The sequence below is a fragment of the Cellulomonas olei genome, assembly GCF_039548315.1.
Taxonomy (GTDB): Bacteria; Actinomycetota; Actinomycetes; order Actinomycetales; family Cellulomonadaceae; genus Cellulomonas.
Genome location: NZ_JBCLVN010000020.1, coordinates 1 through 24,388 on the forward strand (window position 1 = coordinate 1; position 24,388 = coordinate 24,388).

General features: G+C 76.4%; 28 protein-coding genes and 3 tRNA genes. 16 read left to right on the forward strand and 15 right to left on the reverse strand.

What is annotated here, in order from left to right:
• The first annotated feature begins 217 nt into the window (after window positions 1-217).
• Window positions 218-1,315 (forward strand): ribosome small subunit-dependent GTPase A, encoded by a 1,098-nt coding sequence (rsgA, locus tag AAHH18_RS07895; RefSeq protein ID WP_343301227.1) that lies wholly within the window; start codon window positions 218-220, stop codon window positions 1,313-1,315.
• 39 nt (window positions 1,316-1,354) lie between these two features.
• Here rsgA and AAHH18_RS07900 read toward each other — a convergent pair whose 3' ends face one another.
• A complete protein-coding gene (locus tag AAHH18_RS07900) occupies window positions 1,355-1,504 on the reverse strand; it encodes a hypothetical protein (RefSeq protein ID WP_343301228.1) in 150 nt (49 codons plus the stop codon).
• 55 nt (window positions 1,505-1,559) lie between these two features.
• Between AAHH18_RS07900 and AAHH18_RS07905 the strand changes: the two genes are divergently transcribed.
• Window positions 1,560-1,931, forward strand: a complete 372-nt coding sequence (locus AAHH18_RS07905) for a sterol carrier family protein (RefSeq protein WP_283319333.1) — start codon at window positions 1,560-1,562, stop codon at window positions 1,929-1,931.
• Window positions 1,932-2,042: 111 nt separating this feature from the next.
• Here AAHH18_RS07905 and AAHH18_RS07910 read toward each other — a convergent pair whose 3' ends face one another.
• Window positions 2,043-2,702 (reverse strand): IMPACT family protein, encoded by a 660-nt coding sequence (locus AAHH18_RS07910; protein WP_283319334.1) that lies wholly within the window; start codon window positions 2,700-2,702, stop codon window positions 2,043-2,045.
• Window positions 2,703-2,746: 44 nt separating this feature from the next.
• Between AAHH18_RS07910 and AAHH18_RS07915 the strand changes: the two genes are divergently transcribed.
• The 3 genes from AAHH18_RS07915 to purM all read left to right on the forward strand — a co-directional run bounded on the left by AAHH18_RS07915 (window position 2,747) and on the right by purM (window position 5,971).
• A complete protein-coding gene (locus AAHH18_RS07915) occupies window positions 2,747-3,208 on the forward strand; it encodes a histidine kinase (RefSeq protein WP_283319335.1) in 462 nt (153 codons plus the stop codon).
• Between the two features lie 94 nt (window positions 3,209-3,302).
• A complete protein-coding gene (purF, locus tag AAHH18_RS07920) occupies window positions 3,303-4,853 on the forward strand; it encodes an amidophosphoribosyltransferase (protein WP_283319336.1) in 1,551 nt (516 codons plus the stop codon).
• The gene (gene purM, locus AAHH18_RS07925; protein WP_283319337.1) at window positions 4,850-5,971 is read left to right on the forward strand and encodes a phosphoribosylformylglycinamidine cyclo-ligase; all 1,122 of its coding nucleotides are present in this window, start codon (window positions 4,850-4,852) and stop codon (window positions 5,969-5,971) included. The genes purF and purM overlap by 4 nt, the downstream gene beginning before the upstream one ends.
• Before the next feature lie 280 nt (window positions 5,972-6,251).
• Here the strand turns inward: purM and AAHH18_RS07930 are convergent, their stop codons facing one another.
• Complete coding sequence (locus AAHH18_RS07930; RefSeq protein WP_283319338.1) at window positions 6,252-6,440, reverse strand: DUF3073 domain-containing protein; 189 nt, start codon at window positions 6,438-6,440, stop codon at window positions 6,252-6,254.
• A 707-nt stretch (window positions 6,441-7,147) separates the two neighbouring features.
• Between AAHH18_RS07930 and AAHH18_RS07935 the strand changes: the two genes are divergently transcribed.
• The 3 genes from AAHH18_RS07935 to AAHH18_RS07945 all read left to right on the forward strand — a co-directional run bounded on the left by AAHH18_RS07935 (window position 7,148) and on the right by AAHH18_RS07945 (window position 9,755).
• A complete protein-coding gene (locus tag AAHH18_RS07935) occupies window positions 7,148-7,357 on the forward strand; it encodes a BldC family transcriptional regulator (RefSeq protein ID WP_222170399.1) in 210 nt (69 codons plus the stop codon).
• A 93-nt stretch (window positions 7,358-7,450) separates the two neighbouring features.
• A complete protein-coding gene (locus tag AAHH18_RS07940; protein WP_343301229.1) occupies window positions 7,451-9,082 on the forward strand; it encodes a DNA-3-methyladenine glycosylase 2 family protein in 1,632 nt (543 codons plus the stop codon).
• 49 nt (window positions 9,083-9,131) lie between these two features.
• Window positions 9,132-9,755, forward strand: coding sequence for a methylated-DNA--[protein]-cysteine S-methyltransferase (locus AAHH18_RS07945; protein WP_343301230.1), 624 nt, complete (start codon window positions 9,132-9,134; stop codon window positions 9,753-9,755).
• A gap of 49 nt (window positions 9,756-9,804) precedes the next feature.
• On the opposite strand, the gene AAHH18_RS07950 is transcribed toward AAHH18_RS07945, so the two are convergent.
• The 3 genes from AAHH18_RS07950 to AAHH18_RS07960 form a co-directional block, all read right to left on the reverse strand.
• On the reverse strand, window positions 9,805-10,080 hold the full coding sequence (locus AAHH18_RS07950) for a DUF3618 domain-containing protein (RefSeq protein WP_343301231.1): 276 nt from the start codon (window positions 10,078-10,080) through the stop codon (window positions 9,805-9,807).
• Window positions 10,077-10,505, reverse strand: coding sequence for a phage holin family protein (locus tag AAHH18_RS07955; RefSeq protein WP_283319342.1), 429 nt, complete (start codon window positions 10,503-10,505; stop codon window positions 10,077-10,079). The genes AAHH18_RS07950 and AAHH18_RS07955 overlap by 4 nt, the downstream gene beginning before the upstream one ends.
• A gap of 82 nt (window positions 10,506-10,587) precedes the next feature.
• Window positions 10,588-11,025, reverse strand: a complete 438-nt coding sequence (locus AAHH18_RS07960) for a phage holin family protein (RefSeq protein WP_283319343.1) — start codon at window positions 11,023-11,025, stop codon at window positions 10,588-10,590.
• Here AAHH18_RS07960 and AAHH18_RS07965 point away from each other — a divergent pair.
• The 3 genes from AAHH18_RS07965 (at window position 10,940) to AAHH18_RS07975 (ending at window position 14,445) form a co-directional block, all read left to right on the forward strand.
• Complete coding sequence (locus tag AAHH18_RS07965) at window positions 10,940-11,710, forward strand: fluoride efflux transporter FluC (RefSeq protein WP_343301232.1); 771 nt, start codon at window positions 10,940-10,942, stop codon at window positions 11,708-11,710. The two genes, AAHH18_RS07960 and AAHH18_RS07965, sit on opposite strands and share 86 nt — an antisense overlap.
• Window positions 11,707-12,084: a fluoride efflux transporter CrcB gene (crcB, locus tag AAHH18_RS07970; protein WP_343301233.1), complete on the forward strand. Its 378-nt coding sequence runs from the start codon at window positions 11,707-11,709 to the stop codon at window positions 12,082-12,084. The genes AAHH18_RS07965 and crcB overlap by 4 nt, the downstream gene beginning before the upstream one ends.
• Before the next feature lie 108 nt (window positions 12,085-12,192).
• Window positions 12,193-14,445, forward strand: coding sequence for a SpoIIE family protein phosphatase (locus AAHH18_RS07975; protein ID WP_343301234.1), 2,253 nt, complete (start codon window positions 12,193-12,195; stop codon window positions 14,443-14,445).
• A gap of 84 nt (window positions 14,446-14,529) precedes the next feature.
• Here AAHH18_RS07975 and AAHH18_RS07980 read toward each other — a convergent pair whose 3' ends face one another.
• Both AAHH18_RS07980 and AAHH18_RS07985 read right to left on the reverse strand, forming a co-directional pair.
• The gene (locus AAHH18_RS07980; RefSeq protein WP_283319346.1) at window positions 14,530-15,150 is read right to left on the reverse strand and encodes an FMN reductase; all 621 of its coding nucleotides are present in this window, start codon (window positions 15,148-15,150) and stop codon (window positions 14,530-14,532) included.
• Between the two features lie 133 nt (window positions 15,151-15,283).
• Window positions 15,284-16,483 (reverse strand): LLM class flavin-dependent oxidoreductase, encoded by a 1,200-nt coding sequence (locus tag AAHH18_RS07985; protein WP_283319347.1) that lies wholly within the window; start codon window positions 16,481-16,483, stop codon window positions 15,284-15,286.
• Between the two features lie 195 nt (window positions 16,484-16,678).
• On the opposite strand from AAHH18_RS07985, the gene AAHH18_RS07990 reads away from it, so the two are divergent.
• A complete protein-coding gene (locus AAHH18_RS07990) occupies window positions 16,679-17,122 on the forward strand; it encodes an ArsR/SmtB family transcription factor (RefSeq protein WP_283319348.1) in 444 nt (147 codons plus the stop codon).
• A 10-nt stretch (window positions 17,123-17,132) separates the two neighbouring features.
• On the opposite strand, the gene AAHH18_RS07995 is transcribed toward AAHH18_RS07990, so the two are convergent.
• A complete protein-coding gene (locus tag AAHH18_RS07995) occupies window positions 17,133-17,747 on the reverse strand; it encodes a M15 family metallopeptidase (protein WP_343301235.1) in 615 nt (204 codons plus the stop codon).
• A 157-nt stretch (window positions 17,748-17,904) separates the two neighbouring features.
• Between AAHH18_RS07995 and AAHH18_RS08000 the strand changes: the two genes are divergently transcribed.
• Window positions 17,905-18,066 (forward strand): hypothetical protein, encoded by a 162-nt coding sequence (locus tag AAHH18_RS08000; protein ID WP_283319350.1) that lies wholly within the window; start codon window positions 17,905-17,907, stop codon window positions 18,064-18,066.
• A 118-nt stretch (window positions 18,067-18,184) separates the two neighbouring features.
• Here AAHH18_RS08000 and AAHH18_RS08005 read toward each other — a convergent pair whose 3' ends face one another.
• Complete coding sequence (locus AAHH18_RS08005) at window positions 18,185-20,554, reverse strand: transglycosylase domain-containing protein (RefSeq protein ID WP_343301236.1); 2,370 nt, start codon at window positions 20,552-20,554, stop codon at window positions 18,185-18,187.
• A 93-nt stretch (window positions 20,555-20,647) separates the two neighbouring features.
• Here AAHH18_RS08005 and AAHH18_RS08010 point away from each other — a divergent pair, with 93 nt between their 5' ends.
• Complete coding sequence (locus AAHH18_RS08010; RefSeq protein WP_283319352.1) at window positions 20,648-20,986, forward strand: DUF2087 domain-containing protein; 339 nt, start codon at window positions 20,648-20,650, stop codon at window positions 20,984-20,986.
• Window positions 20,987-21,033: 47 nt separating this feature from the next.
• Here the strand turns inward: AAHH18_RS08010 and AAHH18_RS08015 are convergent, their stop codons facing one another.
• From AAHH18_RS08015 to AAHH18_RS08030, 4 genes are all read right to left on the reverse strand, one after another.
• On the reverse strand, window positions 21,034-21,345 hold the full coding sequence (locus tag AAHH18_RS08015) for a hypothetical protein (RefSeq protein WP_343301237.1): 312 nt from the start codon (window positions 21,343-21,345) through the stop codon (window positions 21,034-21,036).
• A gap of 124 nt (window positions 21,346-21,469) precedes the next feature.
• Window positions 21,470-21,545, reverse strand: a tRNA-Phe gene (locus AAHH18_RS08020).
• A gap of 42 nt (window positions 21,546-21,587) precedes the next feature.
• Window positions 21,588-21,661: transfer RNA gene (locus tag AAHH18_RS08025), tRNA-Asp, on the reverse strand.
• A 37-nt stretch (window positions 21,662-21,698) separates the two neighbouring features.
• A tRNA-Glu gene (locus tag AAHH18_RS08030) sits at window positions 21,699-21,771 on the reverse strand.
• Between the two features lie 79 nt (window positions 21,772-21,850).
• Here AAHH18_RS08030 and AAHH18_RS08035 point away from each other — a divergent pair.
• Together AAHH18_RS08035 and AAHH18_RS08040 are read left to right on the forward strand one after the other, a co-directional pair.
• Window positions 21,851-22,213 (forward strand): metallopeptidase family protein, encoded by a 363-nt coding sequence (locus AAHH18_RS08035; protein ID WP_283319354.1) that lies wholly within the window; start codon window positions 21,851-21,853, stop codon window positions 22,211-22,213.
• Window positions 22,214-22,259: 46 nt separating this feature from the next.
• Complete coding sequence (locus AAHH18_RS08040; RefSeq protein ID WP_283319355.1) at window positions 22,260-23,177, forward strand: LLM class flavin-dependent oxidoreductase; 918 nt, start codon at window positions 22,260-22,262, stop codon at window positions 23,175-23,177.
• 71 nt (window positions 23,178-23,248) lie between these two features.
• Here the strand turns inward: AAHH18_RS08040 and galE are convergent, their stop codons facing one another.
• On the reverse strand, window positions 23,249-24,208 hold the full coding sequence (gene galE, locus AAHH18_RS08045) for a UDP-glucose 4-epimerase GalE (protein WP_343301238.1): 960 nt from the start codon (window positions 24,206-24,208) through the stop codon (window positions 23,249-23,251).
• Window positions 24,209-24,388 lie beyond the last annotated feature (180 nt).

Consider the following 24,388-nt stretch of genomic DNA (forward strand, 5'->3'; position numbering starts at 1 on the left):
TGCCGCGCGCGCCCGCCCTGCGTGCTGCGCGCGCTCGCCCTGCGTGCCGCGCGTGCCCGCCTGCGTGCGATCTGCGCCGAGATGCCAGGACACGCCCGGGTTCGGCGCAGGTCCTCGGCGTGTCCTGGACTCTCGACGGAGGGAGCCGCGGGCGCAGGTCGCACGGGGCCGCGGAAATGGCTCGCGTCCGCCGCGGGGCGGTTCCTACGGTCGGGGCATGTCCGTCGATCCCGGTGAGGTCGCCTCGGGGCGCGTCGTGCGCGTCGACCGCGGGGCGGTGCTCGTGCTGCCCGGTGGCTCCGGTGGGGCGGACGCCGACGTGTCCGCGGGTGCAGTCCCGGGCGCGGGGGCAGGGGACGTCCTCCGGGTCGCGCTGCCCGGCGACGGCCTGGTGCCGGTGCTCGACGCGGCCGGTACGCCCGGTGAGTGCGTGCCGCCGGCGGTCGGCGACGAGGTGCTGCTGGGCGCCGACGGCGCGGACGGTGGCCCGCGGCTGGTCGCCGTCCTCCCGCGGCGCACGGCGGTGGTGCGCGACGGCGCCGACCGCACGTCCCGGGAGCAGGTGCTGGCCGCGAACGTCGACGTGGTGCTGGTCGTCGAGCACCTCGACCCGGACCCGAGCCCGGGCCGCGTGGAGCGTCTGCTGACGCTGGCCTGGCGCTCGGGCGCCGTGCCGGTGGTCGTGCTGACCAAGGCGGACCTGGTGCCCGACCCCGAGGGGATGGCCGACGAGGTCCGGGCGGTGGCGATCGGCGCGGACGTGCACGCGGTGAGCGTCACGGCCGGCAACGGGCTGGAGCCGCTGCGGGCGCTGCTCGGCCCGGGGCGCACCCTCGTCGTCGTGGGGCCGTCCGGGGCGGGGAAGTCGACCCTGGTGAACGCCCTCGCCGGGGCGGAGGTCATGGCGACCGGCGACCGGCGCGCCGACGGCCGCGGGCGCCACACCACGGTGCACCGCGAGCTCGTGCCGCTGCCGGGCGGAGCGAGCCTGATCGACACGCCGGGGCTGCGGGGCGTGGGGCTGGTGGCGGACGCCGCGGCGCTGGAGACGGCGTTCGCCGACGTCGCCGAGCTCGCGGAGGACTGCCGGTTCGCCGACTGCGCGCACCGGAGCGAACCGGGGTGCGCGGTGCTGGCGGCGGTCGAGGACGGCTCGCTCAGCGCCCGGCGGTTGGACTCGTGGCGCCGGCTGGCCCGGGAGGCCGCCTACCAGGAGCGCCGCGCGGACGCCGGGCTCGCCGCCGCCGAGCGCCACCGCACCCGCCGGGCCACGGCGGCGTACCACCGGTTCCAGCGGGCGCGGCCGCCGCGCTGAGACGGGCCCGCGGCGCCTGCCCGTCGCCGGGGCCGGAGGTCAGCCCGCGCGCACCGCCAGGGCGATCACCATGCCGACCGCGGCGAGCCCGGCGACCGCGGCGCCGAGGCTTCCCCACAGCGCCGCCCGCCCGGCACGGGGGCGCGTGTGCCCGGACGTCGGGGGCGTGGGCTGCGGGGCGTCGCTCATGACGGCATGCTCGCACGGGCGGCGCCGACCGCCCGATGGCCGGGACAATGGCAGCATGCCTCCCCGCCGCCGAACCGAGCCCGCCGCGGGCCGTGCCGCCGTCGCGGCGTGGCGCGCCGACCCCGCCGACACCCGGGCGCGTCGCACCGCCGTGCGGTTCACGCTCGAGGAGCTGGCCGATGTCGCGCCGGGCCACACCGTCGAGGTCCGGGTGCCACCGGACGGAGCCGTGCAGGCCGTCGAGGGTCCGCGCCACACGCGCGGCACGCCGCCGAACGTCGTGGAGACGGACCCGCAGACGTGGCTGGAGCTGGTGACGGGCGCGCTCACGTGGGACGACGCGGTCGGGGCCGGGCGGGTGCACGCCTCGGGGGAGCGCGCGGACCTGTCCGCCTGGCTGCCCCTGCAGGCGACCCGCGCGCGGTGACGCGACCGCCCGCCGGCACCGGCCGTGCGTGGTGCTGACGCGCGGCGCGCGAGCGGTGCGGGCACGGCCGGGGCGGGCCGCTCCCCGCGCCGGCGCCGCCGCCGGGCCGCCTCAGCGCGACAGGACCTCGGTGCCCCCGCGCACCGCGTGGACGGTGCCGGCGGTCGCCGCCGCGACGGCCGCGTCGAGCGCGTCGAGCTCGGGGGGCGGTACCAGCAGCGTGAACCGCGCCGCCGCGCCGTACGCGACGTCCTCCAGCCCGGCGTCGTGCCCGGCCGCCCACTCCCGGAGCACACCGTGGAGCCGGCCGGCGTCGGCGTGCGGTGCGTCGACGGTGACCCGCACCGCGGCGCTGCGGCGGACCAGCCGGGCGATGTCGAGGGCCTCCGACGTCGCCGTCGAGTAGGCGCGGACCAGGCCGCCCGCGCCGAGCAGGACACCCCCGAAGTACCGCGTCACGACCGCCACCACGTCGGTGAGCTCGCGGCGGCGCAGCACCTCGAGCATCGGCACGCCGGCCGTCCCGGAGGGCTCGCCGTCGTCGGTCGACCGCTGCTGCTCCGCGTGCGGGCCGACGACCAGGGCGACGCAGTGGTGACGCGCGTCCCACGACCGCTTGCGGACGGCGGCGACGACCTCGTCGGCCTCGGCCACGCTCGCCACGGGGTGCACGAGCGCGAGGAACCGCGACTTCTTCACGACGAGCTCGTGCTCGACCGGCGCGGCGATCGTCGACGGGTACCGCGGCGCGGCGGCGTCGGCGGCTCCCATGCCGTCGAGCCTAGGGCCGCCGCGCCCCGACCTAGGATTCCGGGGTGACCGCAGCGAGCAGCCCGGACCGACGGCCCGACGACCCGCGCCCCGCCGGCGCGCCCGCGCCCGAGCCGGAGGCCCCGGTCGCGCCGGGAACCGCCGACGGGCCCGCGGCCGAGCCGGAGCCCGCCGGGCCGCTCGACGAGGCCGCCCTCGCCCGCGTGGCCGAGCCGGCGCGCGTGCGCCGCGCGCCGAAGGTCGGTGCGTTCATCACGGCCGGGGTCCTCGTCGGCGCGCTGGTCGGCCTGGTCGCGGCACTGGTCGCCGGCCCGTCGAGCGAGGTGGTCGCCGACGGGACGGCGTTCATCAGCCTGTTCGAGGGTCAGGGCGGTGCCCGGCTGGTGTCGGCGGTGATCGGCGCCTTCGTCGGGGCGTTCGCCGGCGCGGGTCTCGCGGTGCTGGCCGAGCGGCGCAGCGTGCGGCGCGCGGCCGGCGACGACGCCGGCGGCGCCCGGCCCCGCTGACCGCCCGCGGGCCCCGCCGTCCGCCCCGCCCGCCGTCCTGCCCGGCACCCGGCCCGGGTCGGGCGCCCGCCCGGCGGTGTGACACCATGGTCGTGTGGCCCCCCGCGGAGACGGACTGCTGAACCACGACCTCCTGCCGAACGAGAAGGGACCCCAGGACGCGTGCGGCGTCTTCGGGGTCTGGGCTCCCGGTGAGGAGGTCGCGAAGCTCACCTACTTCGGGCTGTACGCCCTGCAGCACCGCGGGCAGGAGTCCGCGGGCATCGCGACGTCCAACGGCGAGCAGCTGCTCGTCTACAAGGACATGGGCCTGGTCTCGCAGGTCTTCGACGAGACGGCGCTGAACGCCCTGCACGGCCACATCGCCGTCGGCCACGCGCGGTACTCCACGACCGGCGGCAGCACGTGGGAGAACGCGCAGCCCACGCTCGGCGCGACCGCCGGCGGCACCGTCGCGCTGGCGCACAACGGCAACCTGACCAACACCGCCGAGCTCGTCGACCTGGTCGCGGAGCGGTACGGCGCGCAGCGGCGCGGCGAGCTCGCGCGGGGCAACACCACCGACACCGCGCTGGTGACGGCGCTGTTCGCGGGCGACCAGGACCACACGCTCGAGGCCACCGCCCTGGAGGTGCTCCCGCGGCTGCGCGGCGCGTTCAGCCTCGTGTGGATGGACGAGCACACGCTGTACGCCGCGCGCGACCCGCAGGGCGTGCGGCCGCTGGTGCTCGGCCGGCTGGAGCGCGGCTGGGTCGTGGCGTCGGAGACCCCCGCGCTCGACATCGTCGGCGCGTCGTTCGTCCGGGAGATCGAGCCCGGCGAGCTCGTCGCGATCGACGCCGACGGCCTGCGCACGCAGCGGTTCACCGAGCGCCAGCAGCGCGCGGGCTGTGTCTTCGAGTACGTCTACCTGGCCCGGCCCGACACGACGATCTCCGGCCGGTCCGTGCACGCGGCGCGCGTCGAGATGGGTCGCCGGCTGGCGCAGGAGCACCCCGTCGAGGCCGACCTCGTCATCCCGGTCCCGGAGTCCGGCACCCCCGCGGCGGTCGGCTACGCGCAGGCGTCCGGCATCCCGTTCGGGCAGGGGCTGACCAAGAACGCCTACGTGGGTCGGACGTTCATCCAGCCCTCGCAGACGCTGCGCCAGCTCGGCATCCGGCTCAAGCTCAACCCGCTGCGGGAGGTCATCCGCGGCAAGCGCCTCGTGGTCGTGGACGACTCGATCGTGCGCGGCAACACCCAGCGTGCGCTGATCCGGATGCTGCGCGAGGCCGGCGCCGCCGAGGTGCACGTGCGGATCAGCAGCCCGCCGGTGAAGTGGCCCTGCTTCTACGGCATCGACTTCGCGTCCCGCGCCGAGCTGATCGCCAACGGCCTGGCCGTGGAGGAGATCGGCGCGTCGCTCGGGGCCGACTCGCTCGGCTACATCTCGATGGACGGCATGATCGCCGCGACGGAGCAGCCTGCCTCGCAGCTGTGCACCGCCTGCTTCACCGGGACGTACCCCATCGAGCTGCCGTCGCAGGACCGGCTCGGCAAGCACCTGCTGGAGCAGAACGAGCTGCCGCTCGGCCCGCCCGAGGACGGACTCGCCACCCTGGTCCAGGGGACCGGTGGCTCGAACGCGCTGGAGCACCCGTGACCGAGAGCATCACCTACGCCGCCGCCGGCGTGGACACCGAGGCGGGCGACAAGGCCGTCGAGCTGATGAAGGACGCCGTGCGCGCGACGCACGGCCCGCAGGTGCTGGGCGGCGTCGGCGGCTTCGCCGGGCTGTTCGACGCGTCCGCGCTGGTGGGGTACCGCCGCCCGCTGCTGGCGACCTCGACGGACGGGGTCGGCACCAAGGTCGCGATCGCGCAGGCGATGGACGTGCACGACACCATCGGGTTCGACCTGGTCGGCATGGTGGTCGACGACATCGTGGTCGTGGGCGCGAAGCCGCTGTTCATGACCGACTACATCGCGTGCGGGCGGGTCGTCCCGGAGCGGATCGCCGACGTCGTGCGCGGCATCGCCGCGGCCTGCTCCGTGGCCGGGACGGCGCTCGTCGGCGGCGAGACCGCGGAGCACCCCGGTCTGCTCGGCCCGGACGAGTACGACGTCGCGGGTGCGGCGACCGGTGTGGTGGAGGCCGACGGCCTGCTCGGCCCGGAGCGGGTGCGCGCGGGGGACGTGCTGGTCGCCCTCGGGTCCTCCGGGCTGCACTCGAACGGGTACTCCCTGGTGCGCCGCGTCGTCGAGGTCGCCGGCTGGTCGCTGGACCGCGACGTCCCGGAGCTCGGGCGCACGCTGGGCGCGGAGCTGCTCGAGCCGACCCGGGTGTACGCGGCCGACTGCCTGGCGCTCGTGGAGCGGGCCGCGGGCGGGGTGCACGCGTTCAGCCACGTGACCGGCGGGGGGCTGGCGGCCAACGTCGCGCGCGTGCTGCCGGCCGGGCTGGTGGCCGACGTGCCGCGCGGGTCGTGGACGCTGCCGCCCGTGTTCTCGCTGGTGCAGGCCGCCGGCGGGGTGCCGTGGACGGACCTCGAGCGCACGCTGAACCTCGGCGTCGGCATGGTCGCGGTGGTCGACGCCGCAGAGGCCGACGCCGTGCGGGAGCACGCGGCCGAGCTCGGGCTGACCGCCTGGCACCTGGGCGAGGTGCGCGCGCTGGACCCGGAGCGGGACACGGCGGCGCTGGGTGCGGACCTCGTGGCCGGCACCAAGGGCGTGCAGGGCGGCGCCGTCCGGCTGAGCGGCAGCTACCGCACGGTCTGAGGCCGGGGCCCGGAGCGGTCCTGACGGCGCCGCGCGGCGCCGTCAGTGCGCCCCGCCCGGACGACCGCCGGACCGCCGGGCACAGGGCCTCGGCGTGCCGACGCGGGACACCGTCTGCCGCTCCCGGCGGCCGGTCGCCGACGGCGTGCGGGGCGGTGCGGCCGTGGCGCCGGGCGACGTGGTCACGCCCGACGGCGTGGGACGCAGCGGTCAGCGGTGCGGGCCGCAGTGGTCCGCGGCGGGGCCGGCGTCACGCGGGGCGTGGCGTCCGGCCCGTGATTCAGCGCTCGTCGGGCCAGCGAGAGTAGTCGTCACCCTCGTCGTCGGAGTCCTGTCGGCTGTCGGTGACGAGGTCGCTGCGGCGCCCGTTGAGCTCCTGCTCGAGGGCCCGGTAGTTGGTGTCAGGGCTGAAGTACTTCAGCTCCCGGGCCACCTTCGTCTGCTTAGCCTTCTGACGGCCGCGCCCCATGGCATCGACCCCCTCTAACGTGGAAGCGGGGCGGCTCCGTGCTCACACGTGCGGCCCCGGGGTGCTGAATCGTCTGTTCGTGTCGCAACGGTACATGGTCGCCCGGCATTCCGACCACTCGCCCCCGGGGTGATGCGGGTCGCACCGGCGCGTGTCCGGCGTCGGCGTCCGGGGCCCGGTCGGCGGCCTCGTGGCGGCCGCGGCGGGCCCGCCGGGCGGGGGAGGCGTGCGCGGGCCCGTCCCGAGGGCTGGGCGGACCGTCCGCGATGTGACCTCCACCACGGGCCGGTGCGGGACCTTGGTCGGGGGTGGCCGGACCCTCGGGAGGGGAGTCGCCGGCCGGTCTGGACGAAGCCGGTGGTCACGTCGCTGTGACTGCCGGGCGGCGCGCGGACAGGGCCGTCCGGGTGAACGCGCGTGCGGCAGGACCGCCCGTTCGGACCACCGTGTCGACGCGCAGTCATGTCCGGAACGACCTACAGTGTCCCAATAGTTACCGCTTGTCCGGAGATGGGACGTTGGTACTAGTTGTGTGGAGTTCGACGTGACAGAGTGGTCGCGGCGGGGGCGCTAGGGGGGTACGCACATGAGGTCGTCGACGACACGCTTCCTGACCGTGGGTCCGGCAGCGGAGCCGGCTCCGGCCAGGAACCTGACAGCACGGACGACGGGTGTGACAACCGGTCGTCACCACGAGGAGGTCTGACGTGTCCGCCCCCCACACCGAGAACGAGATCCTGCTGACCCCGTCCGAGGTCGCCACGCTGTTCCGCGTCGACCCCAAGACGGTCACCCGCTGGGCCAAGTCCGGCAAGCTGTCCTCGATCCGCACGCTCGGCGGGCACCGCCGGTACCGCGAGACCGAGGTGCGCGAGCTGCTCGGGGGCATCCCGGGCCAGCGCGACAGCGACTCCTGACGACGCACCGCCCCTCGGCCGGGGCGGGCACCACGGCACCGCCGTGTCCGAGGACCGCCAGAATGGTGGTCCGCGACGGACGAGGGTGGGGCGGTGACCACGACACTCCCGCAGGACGACCTGCCTGCCTGGATCGACCGTGACGTCGCGTACCGGGCCGTCAGCGGCCGGGACCCGCGCTACGACGGCCGGCTGTACCTCGGCGTGACCTCCACCGGCGTCTACTGCCGCCCGTCCTGCCCGGCGCGGACGCCGCGCCCGGACAACTGCCGCTACTACCGCTCCGCGGCCGCGGCCGTCGCCGCGGGCTTCCGGGCCTGCCGCCGCTGCCGGCCCGACGCGCTCCCCGGCAGCAGGGAGTGGGACGCCCGCGCCGACCTCGCCGCGCAGGCGGTCCGCGCGATCGCGTCGGGGGTCGTCGACGAGGTCGGCGTCGAGGGCCTCGCGGAGCGCCTGCACGTCAGCGCCCGGCACCTGCAGCGGGTGGTCGTCGCGGAGATGGGGGCAGGGCCCGCGCAGATCGCCCGGAGCCGACGGGCACAGCTCGCGCGGCACCTGCTGGACGAGACCACCCTGCCGATGGCGGACGTCGCGTTCGCGGCCGGGTTCGCGAGCGTCCGCCAGTTCAACGACGTCATGCGCGCGACGTTCGGCGCCGCGCCCCGCGCGCTGCGCACCCGGCGCCGGGCCGCCGCCGCGCAGCCCGGACCCGCGGGGCGGGACGCCCCGACCGCTCGTCGCGGCGGCGGGACGCGGCCCGCGGCGACCGGCGGGCGGCCCGGCGGCGCGTCGGACGTCCCCCCGGCCCGGTCGCCCGTCGACGCGGCGCACCTGACGCTCCACCTGCGCCACCGGCCGCCGTACGACGCCCGCGCGTGGTTCGCCCACGTCGAGCGGCGGGCCGTGCCCGGCCTGGAGGTCGCGGACGCGTCGGGGGGTGCGTTCACCGTCCGGCGGCTCGTGCCGGCCGCGCACGGTCCGGCCGCGGCGACGGTGCGGCTCGCGGACGACGGCTCGCGCGTCGACCTGGACCTCGGGCTCGCCTCGCTCGGCGACCTGGCTGCGGTGGTCGGGCGCGTGCGGCGGTGGCTGGACCTGGACGCCGACCCGGCGCTGGTCGCGGCGGTGCTGGCGGAGGACGACGCCCTCGCCCCCCTCGTGGCGGCACGCCCGGGTCTGCGGGTGCCCGGGACGGTCGACGGGTACGAGCTCGCCGTCCGCGCGGTGCTGGGGCAGCAGGTGTCGGTGGGGGCCGCCCGGACGCTCACGGGCCGGGTCGTCGCGGCGTACGGCTCCCCGGGGCCCGGCGGCCTGCGCGCGTTCCCGGCGGCGGAGCGCCTCGCCGCGGTCCCCGTGGCGGAGCTCCGCGCCCTCGGCCTGACGGGGTCGCGCGCGGCGACCGTGCTGGCGGTGGCGGGTGCGGTGGCGGCCGGTCTGCGGCTGGACCCGTCGGCCGACAGGGTCGCGGCGCGGCACGCTCTGCTGGCGCTGCCCGGTGTCGGGCCCTGGACGGCGGAGTACGTCGCGCTGCGGGCGCTGGCCGACCCGGACGCGTTCCCCGACGGCGACCTGGTGCTCCGCCGCGCGGCCGGCCGGTACCTGGGCGGTGGGTCCGACGCGCTCCCGGCGCGCGGGCTGCGCGACCTCGCCGCCCGCTGGCGGCCGTGGCGGGGCTACGCCGCGCAGCACCTGTGGACCGCCACCGCGGCGGACGACGGGCCGTGATGTCCGAGGACCGCCAGAACGCGCCCCGCCGACCCCGCAGGATGGAGCCATGACGACCACCGAGCCCGCGACGGCCGGGCCCCTCACGACCGCTCCCTCGGCGCCGCCCGTCCCGCAGCACCCCGCCGGGTCCGCGCCGGCCGGTGCCGGACCGCTGCTCGCCACGACCTTCGCGACCCCCGCGGGAGAGCTCGCGGTGCTGCTCACCCCCGAGGGCGTGGTGCGCGCGGCCGGGTTCGCGCCCGTGGCGGCGATGGCGGCCCGGCTGCCGGCGGCCACCGCGGTGCGGGGCCACCGCGTCGTGGCCGCGCAGGACCTGTCCCGGGAGGGAGACGGCCCGGCGCGGGTGGCGGACGCGATCGCCCGCTACGCGGCGGGCGAGCCGACCGCACTCGACGCCGTGCCCGTGGAGCAGGCCGGCGGACCGTTCCAGCAGCGGGCGTGGCAGGCGATGCGGGCCATCCCCCCGGGCCGCACCGTCACCTACGCGGAGCTCGCGCTGGCCGCGGGCAGCCCGACGGCCGTCCGGGCGGCGGGCTCGGCGTGCGCCCGGAACCTCGTCGCGCCGTTCGTGCCGTGCCACCGGGTGCTCCGGACGGGCGGGACGCTCGGCGGCTACTACTACGGGCTCGAGGTCAAGCGCGCGCTCCTCGCGCTCGAGGCGCGGGGCTGAGGCCGGGCGCCCACCGCGGGCGCCCGGGTCGGCGGGGTCGCCGCGCTCGTCAGCGCCGGATCGCCAGCACCACCAGCAGCGCCAGCCCGCCCACGCCCGCGGCCAGCACGGCGCGGGCACGTCCCCGGTTCGCGGGGTCGGCGGCCGGGTCCGTGCCGACCGCGTCGCGCAGCAGCTTCTCCGCACCCGCGCGGGCGTCGGCCACCTGGCGCTTCGGGCTCAGCCGCGCGGCGAGCGCGTCCGCGGTGCCGGCGAGCTCCGCGCGGGTCAGCACGATCTCGCTCTCCAGGTCCGCGATGGACGGCTTGGGCGTGGAGTCGCTCATCGGCGCAGGCCCTCCTTGACGGACCGGGACACCGTCTCGGCGTCCTCCTTGATGCCGGCCACGGCCTTCTCCGGGGCGGGCGGTGTGCTCTTCTGCAGGCTCTTGACGCCCAGCAGCCCCAGCACGGCCGTGCCGGCGGCGAGCACCACCAGCACGATCAGCGCGGCGAGCCACGGGGGCACCGCCTCGCTCAGCGCGAGGATCACGGTGGTCAGCAGCACGACGAACGTGAAGAAGCCCAGGAACGCGGCCCCGGCCAGCAGCCCCGCGCCGATGCCGGCGGCCTTCGCCTTCTGGGCCAGCTCGGCCTTCGCGAGGTCGATCTCGGCGCGCACGAGCCGGGCGGACTGCTCGGCGAGGCGGCTGATGAGCTGGCCGACAGACTGCTGGTCCGGGCCGGACCCGCTGCCCGATGTCGTCGTCATCCGGTGCTCCTTCGTGAGGCGTTCTGCCTAGTCTGGCGCGTCCTGCGGATCGGCGCAGGTGGGCGGCGCCCGGGATGCGCCCTCAGTCCGTCCAGGGGTGCACGAGCTCCTCGGCGTCGGGCGCCGGGGTGGTGCCGGCCGGCGCCACGCGGACGGGCTGCGGCAGCTTGCTGCGGCCCCACGCGGCGCACCCGGCGGCGACGAGGACGAGCAGCACGCCGGCCAGCAGCGCGGACAGCCACAGCGGCAGCACCAGGGCCAGCGCGACCACGCCGGCGGTGACGAGCAGGGCGAGGCCGAACACGGTCAGCAGCAGCGCGACGGCGAACGCGATGGCGCTGGGACGCACCTGCACGGCCCGTGCCCGCACGGAGCGGCTGACGGCGTCGATCTCCGACTGGATCGAGCGCCGCACGCGGTCCTCGACGTGCTCGATGCGCTCGCGGGTCCGCTCCGCGAGCGGCTCGGCGAGCCTGCTGAACAGCCCGGGCCGACGGGTCTCGTCCTCGGCCTTGCCCACGGTGTCCTCCCTCGGCCAGCGTCTTCGTCCAACCCTAGCCACCGCGGGGGCGGCGACGCACTGCGGGGCGCGGTGCGTCGCCGCTGCGTCGCGGTGCGTCACCGTGCGGGCGGTCGCCCGGGTGCGTCAGGATGGCCCCGTCCCGGGCGGTCCCGCTCCCGGCCCGCCGTCCTCCCTCCCGCAGGAGCCCGCCACGTCCCGTCCGTCCGCCGTCCCCGCCTCGGCGGGCGGTCCCCCCGCGTCCTCCCCGCCGGCAGCGTCCGTCCGCCCGGCTCACCGTCGTGCGGGGCTCGCGCTCCTGGTCGCGGCGGGCGGCGCGGCGGGCTCGCTCGGGCGCTACGGCCTCGCGCAGGCGCTCCCCGTGCAGCACGGCTGGCCGGTGGCCACGCTCACGGCGAACCTCGTGGGCGCGTTCCTGCTCGGGGTGCTGCTCGAGGCGCTCGGCCGGCGCGGCCCGGAGACGCCGGGGGTGCTGCGGGCGCGGCTCGCGCTCGGCACGGGGGTGCTTGGGGGCTTCACGACGTTCTCGTCCCTGGCGCTCGAGACGGAGCGGCTGCTCGCGGAAGGTGCGGCGGGCACGGCGCTCGCCTACGCGGGCGCGACCCTGGTGGCCGGTGTCGCGTGCGCGGCGGCGGGGGTCGCCGTGGTGGGCCTGGTCGCCCGGGTCCGCCGGGGGCGGTCGTGACGGGCGCCCTGCTCGTCGCGCTGGCCGGCGGGGCGGGCGCCGCGGCGCGGTTCTGGGTGGACGGCACCATCCGCGCGCGCGGCCGGACCGTGCTGCCCGTCGCGACCGTGACCGTGAACGTCACCGGCTCGTTCCTCATCGGGCTGGTGGCGGGGGCGCACGTCTACCTGGGCCTGCCCGCGACGTGGCAGCTCCTGCTGGCGACCGGCTTCTGCGGGGGGTACACGACGTTCTCCGCGGCCGCGGTCGAGACGGTGCGGCTCGCGCAGGCGGGTGAGCGGGGCCGGGCGGTGGCCAACCTGCTCGGCACGGCCGTGCTGACGGTCGCGGCGGCCGCCGCCGGCACCGCCGTGATGGCGCTCGCGGGCCGCTGACCGCCGCACTTGCCAGCGGACGACCCGTTTGCGAAGGTCGGCGGTGGCCTCGTCGTCGGGGGTCGGCATGACGGCCGGCCGCGCCGGGTCCGCGAGAGGGGGCCGTCGGTGACGGAGCACGTCCTCGTCCCTCCCGGGGAGCCGGTCGACCTCGACAACTGCGCGCGCGAGCCCATCCACATCCCCGGCTCGGTGCAGCCGCGCGGCTACCTGCTCGTGGTGCGCGAGGCCGGCGCCGTCGTGCTGCAGTGCTCCGCGAACGCGACGGAGCTGCTCGGCACGGGCGTCGACGGGGTGCTCGGCCGGCCGCTCCCGGAGGTGCTGGGGGAGCCCGCCGCGCGCGTGGTGCTCGAGCAGGTCGCCGCGCTCGCGGACCACCGCACCCGCAACCCCGGACTCGTGCAGGTCGGTGCCGGCGACGGCGCGGTGGTCATGGACGTGGTGGTGCACCGCCCGCCGCCCGCCACGGCGTCCGACCCGGGGCCGGTGTTCGTCGTCGAGCTCGAGCCCGCGGACGGCCCGCGCCCCCTGACGTACGGCAGCACGTACGAGCTGGTCCGCGACGCCATCGCCGACCTGAACGGGGCCGGGACGCTCGAGGGGCTGTACGACCAGGCGGCCCGGCACGTGCGCAGCCTCACCGGGTTCGACCGCGTGATGATCTACCGGTTCGACGCCGAGTACAACGGCGAGGTGGTGGCGGAGGCGCGCCGGGACGACCTCGAGCCGTTCCTCGGGCTGCACTACCCGGCCTCCGACATCCCGCCGCAGGCGCGCGCGATGTACGAGAAGAGCTGGGTCCGGCTGATTTCCGACGTCGACTACGTGCCCGTCCCGGTGGTGCCCGTCGACGAGCCGCTGAGCGGGCGCCCGCTGGACCTCACGTACGCCACGCTGCGCAGCGTCTCGCCGATCCACTGCGAGTACCTGCGCAACATGGGCGTGCGCGCGTCGATGTCGATCTCGCTGCTGCGCGACGGGCGGCTGTGGGGCATGGTCGCCTGTCACCACTACGCCGGCCCCCACGCGCCGTCGTACGGCGTGCGGGCCGCCTCCGAGTTCCTCGGCGTGGCGCTGTCGGCGCGGCTCGTGGCCCAGGTCGAGGAGGACCTGCTGGCGGAGTCGCGGCGCGCGTCCGGGGTGCTCGCCCGCCTGGTCGGCGCAAGCCGCGACGAGGACGTGCGCCTCGCCCAGGCGCTCACCCGCACCGGGGACCTCCTGGAGCTGGTGCCGGCGGACGGCGTCGTCGTGTGCGCCGGCGGCGACCTCGCGACCCGCGGCCGGGTGCCGGACGACGAGGCGTGCCACCGGCTCGCGGCGTGGGGGAGCGCGCTCGGCGACGGCGTCGTGGCGACCGACCGGCTCGCCGGGGAGCCCGGTGCGCCGGAGCTGCCGGACGTCGCGGGCGTGGTGGCGTTCGCCCTCCCGGACGGCGGCACCGTGGTCTGGGTCCGCGACGAGGTCGTGCGGACGGTCGACTGGGGCGGCGACCCGCAGGGCAAGGTCACCGTGCAGGAGGAGGGCGGCGTCCGGCTCGGCCCGCGGACGTCGTTCGCGCTGTGGCGGGAGCACGTCCGGGGTCGCTCGCTGCCCTGGGACGACCGGCACGCCGGGAACGCCGCGGACCTGCGCAACCACCTCGTCGAGGCGCTGTTCCGCCGGGGACGGGCCGAGGTGGGTGCCGCGCGCGCCCTGCAGCGCACGCTGCTGCCGACGACCCTGCCCGTCGTGCCCGGGTGGGCGGTGGACGCCCGGTACGAGCCGTCCGGCTCCGGCCAGGTGGGCGGCGACTGGTACGACGTCCTGGTGCTCGGCGACGGCCGGCTGGCGCTGGCCGTCGGCGACGTCACGGGGCACGGGCTGCCTGCGGCCGCGGCGATGGGCCAGCTCCGCAACGCGGTGCGCGCGTACCTGCTGGACGCCGCCCCGCCGTCGGTCGTGCTGGGGCGGGTCGGGCGGCTGGCGCGCTGGACGCTGCCGGGGCAGATGGCCACCCTGGCGCTCGCGGTGCTCGACCCGGCGACCGGCGTCGTCGAGCACGCCTCCGCCGGGCACCTGCCGCCGCTCGTGGTCCGCGCGGACGGCACCGCGGCGTGGCGGCGTCCGCTGGGTTCGCCGCTGGTCGGCCTGCTGGAGGGCGACCCGCGCTCCGAGTCGCTGGTGCTCGAGCCGGGCGACGCCCTGCTGCTGCTCACGGACGGGCTCATCGAGCGGCGCGGCGAGTCGCTCCGGGTCGCGATGGAGCGCACGGTCGAGCACGTCGGCACGCCCCGGGCCGGAGGCCTCGCGGACCTCGCGGCCCGGCTGCGCAGCCCCGGGTCGGACGACGACGCGACGCTGCTGCTGCTCACGCGGGGCTGACGTACGGCCGCCCCCCGGCGGCCCTGACGGCGGGGGTCGGCACGACCGCCCGGCCGGGCCGGGGGCCGTGCGGCGCCGCCCGGGTCAGCCTCCGAGCAGGTCCGCGAAGCTCGGCGCGCCGGCGAACGGGTCCTGCGGCCCGCGCGTCCCGCGGGCGGCGACCGTGGCGGCGAGCTCGGCGCCCGCGCGGCGGATGCGCGCCGGCAGCGGGTTGGGCTCGCCGGCGGTGGCGCCCGACGCCCAGTCGTCGGTCGCGGCGAACACCGACGTGGTCGCGACGTCGGCCCGCAGGTAGGTGAACAGCGGGCGCACCGAGTACTCGAGCGCCAGCGAGTGCCGGGCGGTGCCGCCGGTCGCGCCGAGCAGCACCGGCATCCCGACCAGCGCGTCCTTGTCGAGCACGTCGACGAACGACTTGAACAGGCCGGAGTACGTGGTGGTGAACAGCGGCGTGACGGCGATGACCGCGTCCGCGCCGGTGACGGCCTCGATGACCTCCGCGAGCGCGGGGGGCGGGAAGCCGGTGAGCATCGCGTCGACGATCTCGTGGGCGTGGTCGCGCAGCTCGACGACGCGGACCTCCGCGAGGTCGCCGCGGTCGGCGAGCTCGGTCGCGGTCGCCTCGGCGAGCCGGTCGGCGAGCAGGCGGGTGGACGACGGCCGGCCGAGACCGGCCGACAGCGCGACGATCGTGCGCTGGGTCATGGGGGTGGCTCCTTGGTGCCGTGACGGCGGTGCGGGTGCCGGGCAGGAGGGCGGTGCGGGGACGCGCGGGGCGCGTCCACCGGTCCGAACCTCCCGCCCGGCGGGGGTGTTCCCGGCTGTCCGGGATGCGGGATCAGAGGCCGAAGGCGGCGCCGGGGCGAGCCGTCACCGCGTCCGCGGCGGCGGTGTCGTCCTCGGCGGTCTTCCCGGTCCAGTGGTCGGCGGCCGCGACGGGCTGGGCGTGCACCTCGCCGGCCGCGCGGGCGGCGGCGACGCGCTCGGCGTGGCTCGGCGGGTCGGACGGCACGTGCGCGGGCCGGTCGGACTCCATCTCCTTGCGGAGCACCGGCACGACCTCGCCGCCCAGGATGTCGAGCTGCTCGAACACCGTCTTGAGCGGCAGGCCCGCGTGGTCGATGAGGAACAGCTGGCGCTGGTAGGCGCCGACCTCGTGCCGCATGGCGGCGTACCGGTCGATGACCTGCTGCGGCGAGCCCACGGTGAGCGGGGTCTGGGCGGAGAAGTCCTCGAGGGACGGCCCGTGCCCGTACACCGGCGCGTTGTCGAAGTACGGCCGGAACTCGTCCACGGCGTCCTGCGAGTTCTTCCGCATGAACACCTGGCCGCCGAGGCCCACGATCGCCTGGTCCGCCCGGCCGTGGCCGTAGTGCTCGAACCGCTGCCGGTAGAACTGGACCATCTGCTTGGTGTGGCTCATCGGCCAGAAGATGTTGTTGTGGAAGAACCCGTCGCCGTAGTAGGCGGCCTGCTCGGCGATCTCGGGGCTGCGGATCGAGCCGTGCCACACGAACGGCGGGACGCCGTCCAGCGGGCGCGGGGTCGAGGTGAAGCCCTGCAGCGGGGTGCGGAACTTGCCCTCCCAGTCCACGACGTCCTCCTCCCAGAGGCGGCGCAGCAGGGCGTAGTTCTCGATGGCCAGCGGGATGCCCTGGCGGATGTCCTGGCCGAACCACGGGTAGACGGGGCCGGTGTTGCCGCGGCCCATCATGAGGTCCATCCGGCCGTCGGAGATGACCTGGAGCATCGCGTACTCCTCGGCCAGGCGGACCGGGTCGTTCGTGGTGATCAGCGTGGTCGCGGTGGACAGCACGATGCGCTTCGTCCGGGCGGCCAGGTAGCCGAGCATGGTGGTGGGGGACGACGCGACGAACGGCGGGTTGTGGTGCTCGCCGGTCGCGAAGACGTCGAGGCCGACCTCCTCCGCGTGCTCCGCGATCGCGAGGATCGAGCGGACACGCTCGGTGTCGTCGGGCGTCCGCCCGGTCGTGGGGTCAGGCGTGATGTCGCTGACCGTGAAGACTCCGAACTGCATCTCGCGCTCCTCAAACTCGATGCGTTTGCATGTACATGGCGCTGCAACCGGGTGGGTGGCGGATCTATTCCGCCGATCGGGACGAAGGTCCCGCGACACATGCGGACGGCTCGTCCTCAACCGCGTGGTTGACCACCGGTCGGCGCGCGTGGCAGCCTCGCGGACGACCCGCACCGGCCGTCGGAGGGAGGACCCGTGCCCGGCGACGACCGGCTGTCCCAGGTGTTCGCGGCGCTCGCCGACCCGCTGCGCCGCGACGTCGTCGCCCGCCTGGCGTCCGGCGACGCGACGGTGGGCGAGCTCGCCGCCCCGTACGACGTCACCACCCAGGCGGTGTCGAAGCACCTGCGCGTGCTCGAGGACGCCGGGCTCGTCAGCCGGCGCCGCGAGGCGCAGCGCCGCTGGGTGCACCTGGAGACCGAGGTGTTCGACCTCATGACGCTGTGGATCGAGCGGTACCGGCGCCAGGCGGAGTTCCGCTACCGGCCGCTCGAGGACGTGCTGCTCGGCGAGGGCACGCCCGCCGAGGACGCGCCGCGCGTCCGCACCGAGCCCGCCCCGCGGGTGCGACCCGAGCGCGAGCGGGAGTTCCAGCCGTGGGACCTCGGCGCCCGCGCCGTCCGGCGGGACGACCGCTGACGCGTCCGGGTCAGGCCTGGTACGCCCAGTGCCAGGGCTCGCGCGGGGTGTCCTCGACGAACCCGTAGCGGCCCGCGTTCGCCCGCATCCACGACTGGGCCGCGTCGTCCAGGTCCAGGTCGACCGCCATGCCCCAGCCGTGGTCGCTCGTGCCCGGGACCGCCGCCAGGCCGCCCTGCGAGTACAGGCCCTTGCGCGCCGCGACGTCCACCTGCGCCTCGTACGACCGGTAGGAGTCGGTGATGCCGATGCTCACGCCCGCGCGCGCGGCGTCGGCGCGCAGCCGCTCGAGGGAGTCCGCCGCGGGGGCCCACAGCCGGTGCCCGGTGCCGTCGACCGGGGCGAGCGCGGCTTCCGGGATGCGGCCGTTGCCGTAGGCCGCGAGCTCCGCGGGCACGCCGTCGGCCGTGAGCGTGCCGGACGTCCCGGACGCCGCGCCCGTGCCCGCGACCGTGCCGCCGGCCGTGCCGCCGGTGCCCGCCACGGCGAGCTCGAGGGCGCGCGCGAAGTCGGTCCCCGTGCTCGACGCCGTGGTGGTGCCGGTCGTCGCCGGGGCGAACGAGCCGAGGGTCGCCTGGATGGCCGCGATGCGCTGGCCGATCGCCGCGATGCCGTCCACGCCCATGCCGGTCGTGCTCCTTCCCCCGGGGTGCTCCTGGTCCCATCGGCCGCAGGCCCCGCGTCCTGAGCGGAGCCGGCGGATCCGCGCAACTGTGCGGCAGATCGCGACACGCGGGGGTCGCAGCCCGGCCGTGTCGGTGGTCGTGCGTACCGTCGTGTGCATGAGCGGACGGCACGTGTGCACCTGGTTCGACGACGCGGACGGCGTCGAGCTCCTGTGCGTCTGCGGCGGCCGGGCGGTGGTCGTCGTGGACGACGAGACCGGCGACGACCTGCTGGTCGTGCTGGCCGACGAGCCCGCGGTCCTGGCCGCCACGGCCTGAGCCTCGGCGCGTCCCGGGCGGGCGCGGCCCGATCGGCGGCGCCCCGCGCGGGCGTCTGCGACCCGAGAGGCATCCTGAGCGGGCGCCGACCGCGCTGCCGGTGACCCGACCGGCGGCGTCAGGGCCCCGGGGGTGCCGGCTGCCCGGTTCCCGGCGTGGCCGGCGGCCCCGCTGCCGGACCCGCGGAGAGCGACAGCGTCACGGTCGACCCGGCCGTCGCCGTCCCCGACCGGCTCTGCTGCGCCACGCGCCCCGCCGGCACGTCGGACGGCACCGGCGGGCCCGTGACGACCCCGAACCCGGCGGCCGTCAGCGCCTCGCGCGCGCCCGCCTCGTCCTGGCCGACCACCCAGGGGACCGGCACCTGCCGGCCCAGCACCTCGTCCTGCCCCGCGGGCGCGAAGCCCGGCACCGCCACGCCCTCGAGCGTCCGGGTCATGAACCCCATCCAGATCGGCACCGCGACGGACGACCCGTACACGTTGCGGATGTAGCGGCCGTTGATGACGACGTCCTGCATCGGGACGGTCCCCTCGGCGTGCCCCACCCAGACGGCCGTGGCCCGCAGGGGCGTGTAGCCGACGAACCAGGTGTGCTCGTTGTGGGACGTCGTGCCCGTCTTGCCCGCGGCCGGGAAGGGGGGCGCGGGGGTGTTCGCCGTGCCGCTCCAGACGTTCTGCAGCGCGTGGTTGACGGCGTTCGCGATCCGCGGCTCGAGCGCCGGCGTGCAGGTGGACTCCGGCACCGGCAGCTCCTCGCCGCGGGCGTCGACCACCGAGGTGATCGCGACGGGCGTGCAGGTCGTGCCGCCGGTGGCGAAGCCGGCGAAGGCGGTGGCCATCGAGAGCGGGGCGACGGACTGGCTGCCGAGCACGTTCGCCGGCAGCGGGTCGAACGGCCCGTCGCCCGACCGCCCGCCGGCCTTGTGGATGCCGAGCGAGGTCGCCGTGTCCATGATCCCGCAGAGGTCCAGCTGCGAGGCCATCGCGATGTACCCGGAGTTCACCGAGTTCCGGGTGGCGTCGAGCACCGACATCACGCCGCCGGAGCCCTCGGCGTTGCCGAACCGGTACTCGGTGCTGGGCTCTAGCACGGTGCACGGCGCGGAGAACTCGCTGAACCGGTAGGAGAACCGGGTCGCGTTCACCGTCTCGGACAGGCTGTGCCCCTGCTTCAGCCACTGCGCGAGGGTGAAGGGCTTGAACGTCGAGCCCGGCGGGAACCCGCTGCCGCCGCCGTGGCGGAAGTCCGTGGAGTAGTTGACGGCGGTCTCGCGGTCGCCGTGCTCCTCGGTGTTGTTGTAGACGCGGTTCTGCGCCATCGACGTGATCCGCCCGGTGCCGGGCTCGACCGTCACGAGGGCCGTGGCGACCCCCGACGGGTCGTCGACGGGCACGCCGGCACGCACCTGCTCGTCCGCGATCGCCTGCTCGCGCGGGTCGAGCGTCGTGGTGATGGTGAGGCCGCCGCGGTACAGCAGGTCGATGCGCTCGGCCTCGGTCTCGCCGAACGCCGGGTCGTCGCGGATGAGCTTGGTGACGTAGTCGCAGAAGAACCCGGAGCCGGGCACCGCGGCGCCGGCCGCCATGCAGCCGACGACGGGGTCGGTGACGCGCAGGGTGCTCCGCAGGGTGGTGGCGGCGCCCTCGGTGTACTCCGCCCGGCTGATGTACCCCTGCTGCCGCATCAGCCGCAGCACGACGTCCCGGCGGTCCCGGGCGGCGCGCGGGTTGCGGAGCGGGTCGGTCGCCGTGGGGCTCTGCGTGATGCCCGCGATGGTGGCCGCCTCCAGGTACGTGAGCTCCGAGGCCGGCTTGGAGAAGTACCGCTCCGCGGCGGCCTGCACCCCGTAGGTGTTGACCCCGAACTGGGCGATGTTGAGGTACGCCTCGAGGATCTGGTCCTTGGTCAGCTCCTTCTCGAGCGCGATCGCGAGCTTCGCCTCCCGGAGCTTGCGGGCGTACCCCTCGGCGCCGCTCGCCTCCCGGGCGGCGTCGGCGGCGGCGAGGTCGCCCTGGCGCACCGCCCGCTCGACGAGGACGTTCTTGATGTACTGCTGCGTGAGCGTGGACGCGCCCTCGGTGCGCTGCGGGTGCTGCAGGTTCCGCACGAACGCGCGCATCATGCCCTCGGGGTCGATGCCACCGTGGCGGTAGAACCGCTTGTCCTCCGTCGCGACGACGGCGTCGCGCATCGGCTCGGAGATCGCGTCGAGCGGGACGACCTCGCGGTTCTCCGCCCAGAACACGGCGAGCTGCGTGCCGTCCGCGGCGTGCAGCGTGGAGCGCTGCGAGAGCGGCGGGCGCTCGAGCTCCGTCGGCAGGTCCTCGAACGCCTCGACCGCGAGGTCGGTCGTCCCGTCCGCGACCGCGACGGTGGGCAGCACGAGGGCGGCGGTCAGCAGGCCGCCCGCCCCGGCCACGAGCACGTACGCGACCAGCAGCGCGACGACCCGGACGATGGACATGCGTCGCGGCCCCCCTGCCATGCCGCCACGCTAGGCCAGGTCGGGCCCGGCGTGCCCGGGGAACGGCACGATCCGTCTCAGGTCCACCCGGCCGCCGGTGCCTATCCTGCGGGGGTGGACGTCCCCTCGGTGCAGCCCCCGGGGCCCGCGGCGGTGCCCCGCGCGGAGCCCGACCCCGTCGCGCGGGCGGACCGGTTCCTGGTGCGCGGCCGGCTCGAGCAGCTCCCGCGGCGCCGGGCCGACCGGGACCTGGTGCTGCGCCGCCTGGCGCACGGCGTCCTGCCCGAGATCGACGAGCCGGTCGCCGAGCGCGAGCTCACCGCCCGGCTCGCCGAGGTGGGGCGCGACCCCGTCGGGCTGCGCCGCGAGCTCGTGGAGGCCGGCCTCGTCACGCGCACCCGGGACGGCGCGGAGTACTGGCGCACCCGCGTGACGGAGTTCGACGCGCTGTAGCGCGCGGCTCCGGCCGGCGAGCACGGCGCGGACGGCGCGGGCGGGTGTCAGCGCCGCGCCACGCCCGCGGTGTGCCGCGGCAGGTCGTCGTCGCCGAGGTCCGTGCGCCACACGCCGACCACGCGGAGCCCGGCGACGTCGAGGTGCGGTGCGACGACGTGGTCCAGCGGGGTGGGCCAGTCGGGCGCCGTGAGCCGTTCCCGGGCCAGCGGACGGCCCGCGTCGTCGTGCACCGTGAGGGTCCACACCAGGTCGCCGTCGCCGGCCGCCCCGGGGGAGTGCACGGCCACGGTGCGGGCGCGGGAGAGCATCCCCTCGTCGAGCGCCGCCAGCCGCGGCAGGTCCTCGTGGTGCGCCATCGCCCCTCCGTCCGAGCAGCATGATGCTCGTCCGGACCGGGCGTCGTCTCGCCCCGCGGCGGGTGAAGCAGGGCGGCGGCACGACGAAGCCCCGTCCGCTGTGCAGCGAACGGGGCTTCGAGGGTGGTGGCTCCGACCGGCGTCGATCCGGTGACCTTTCGATTTTCAGTCGAACGCTCTACCAACTGAGCTACAGAGCCTCGGGACGACGACGCCGGCCCTGGTGGACCGGCGCTGTCGAGCGACCCCGACGGGACTTGAACCCGCGACCTCCGCCGTGACAGGGCGGCGCGCTAACCAACTGCGCTACGGGGCCTCGTAGTGAGACCTATTCTTCCACATGCACCGGCTCGTACCCCCAACGGGATTCGAACCCGTGCTACCGCCGTGAAAGGGCGGGGTCCTGGGCCGCTAGACGATGGGGGCTTGCGCCCCTGACGTCGAGGCGTCTTCAGACCGGTGACGATCATACGGGTAGGAACGCCGAACGCCAAAGTCGGCCAGGATGGGCCCCGTGGTGGACATGTCGCGGGAGGACTTCGAGGACGCCGTCCGGGACGGCCTGGACCTGATCCCGCCGGAGCTGGCGGCCCGGATGGACAACGTCGTCGTGCTGGTCGAGGACGACCCGCCGGCGGACGACCCCGAGCTGCTCGGGCTGTACGAGGGCGTGCCGCTGACGGAGCGCGGGGAGTTCTGGGCCGCGGGGTCGCTGCCGGACCGCATCACGATCTACCGGAACCCGACGCTCGCGCTGTGCGCGGACCGGGACGAGGTCGTCGAGGAGGTCGCCGTCACCGTGGTGCACGAGGTGGCGCACCACTTCGGGATCGACGACCGGCGGCTGCACGAGCTCGGCTGGGGCTGACGAGGTGCCCCCGGGGGGTGTCGGGGGCCCTGGCTACGCTGCCGGGATGACCGGAGCCAGCCCCGCCCGCACGCGCCTCGGCGTCGTGATCCTCCCGCAGCAGCGCTGGGCGCAGGCCCGGCACACGTGGCGCCGCGCCGAGGAGTACGGGTTCGACCACGCCTGGACCTACGACCACCTGGCGTGGCGGTCGCTCGCGGACGAGCCGTGGTTCGCGACGGTGCCCCTGCTCGCGGCGGCGGCCGCCGTCACCGAGCGGATCCGGCTCGGCACGTGGGTCGCGTCGCCGAACTTCCGGCACCCCGTGCCGTTCGCGAAGGACGTCATGGGCCTCGACGACGTCGCGGGCGGGCGGTTCCTGCTCGGGCTCGGGGCCGGCGGCGAGGGGTTCGACGCGGGCGTGCTCGGGCCGGCGCCGACGCGCGGCGAGCGCACCCGCCGGTTCGAGGAGTTCGTCGAGCTGCTGGACCGGCTGCTGACCCACCCGGAGACGGAGCACGAGGGCACGTTCTACGCCGCCCACGGGGCCCGGATGCACCCGGGCACGATCGCGCGGCCGCGCACGCCGTTCGTCGTCGCCGCGAACGGCCCGCGCACGATGGCGCTCGCGGCGCGGTTCGGCCAGGGCTGGGCGACCTACGGCCCGTCGTTCGCGCCGGAGGACGTGACGGGCCCGGTGTCCGCCGCGCAGGAGGCGTGGTGGTCCGGGCTGGCCGGGATGGTGGACCAGGTCCGGGAGGTCGCCGCGCGGGAGGCCCCGGGCGGGCGGGTGCCCGACCTGTACCTCAGCCTCGACGGGGCACCGGTGTACTCGCTGGAGTCGCCGGAGGTGCTGGTGGAGGGCGTCGAGCGCGCGACGGCTCTCGGGTTCTCCGACGTCGTCGTGCACTGGCCGCGCGAGCGGGGGATCTACGCCGGCTCGGAGGACGTCATGGCCGAGGCGCTGTCCCGGCTCGGCCGCTGACCGGGGGCCTGCGTGCCGGTCCCGGGCCCAGCGCCCGGGCCCCGGCCCGCGCGGTCCGTGACCCGGCGGTGTCAGGGCTGGGCCTGGCGGGCCTCCCACGCGCTGGCGACCATCTCCGTGAGCGTGTGCCGCATGACCCAGTCGAGGTCGCGCGCCGCGGCCTCGCCGGACGCCACGATCCGGGCGGGGTCGCCCGGCCGGCGCGGCGCGACCTCGGGCTCGAACGCGATGCCCGTGCCCTGGGCCATGGCGGTCATGATCTCGCGCACGGAGACGCCGTCCCCGGAGCCGAGGTTGTAGACCGCCTGGAGCGGCCGGTCCTCCGCCAGGGCGCGGGCGGCCGCCACGTGCGAGACGGCGAGGTCCGCGACGTGGACGTAGTCGCGCACGCACGTCCCGTCCGGCGTCGGGTAGTCGTCGCCGTTGATGCGGGGCGTGCGGCCGGCCGCGAGGGCGTCGAGCACCAGCGGGAACAGGTTGTGCGGGCTGGTGTCGGAGAGCTCCGGGCTGCCGGAGCCCACGACGTTGAAGTACCGCAGGGACGTGTGGCGGAGCCCCGTGGCGCGCGCCTGGTCGCGCAGCAGCCACTCGCCGATGAGCTTCGACTCGCCGTACGGGGACTCGGGGGCGGTCGGGGTCTCCTCGGTGACGAGGTCGACGTCCGGGGTGCCGTAGACAGCGGCGCTGGAGGAGAACACGATGCGCCGGACGTCCGCGGCGGCCATCGCCTCGAGCAGGTGCGCCGTGCCCGTGACGTTCTGCTCGTAGGTGTGCAGCGGCCGCTGGACGGACACCCCGGCGTACTTGAAGCCCGCGAGGTGCACGACGCCGGTGACGTCGTGGGCGCGCAGCGCCTCGGTGACGAGGGCCGTGTCGAGCACGGACCCCTCCACGAACGGCACGTCCCCGGGGACGAACCGGCGGTGCCCGGACGAGAGGTCGTCCAGCACCACGGCGGGGATGCCCACCTGACCGAACGCCCGCACCACGTGCGACCCGATGTACCCCGCGCCTCCGGTGACCATCCACATGGACCGCAGCCTAGCGCCCTGGTGGTGCTTTCTGCTCGGATCCGGTGGTTCCTGTGCGTTTGCAGGACGTTGCTAGCGGCTGCCGACGCCCTCCCCGGTGACGGGGGGCCGGAGTGGCTCGTGGAGAGCCCGCCGATGCGGCAGAGTGCTCGTGAAGGCGCTCACCACCGGTGGTGCGGA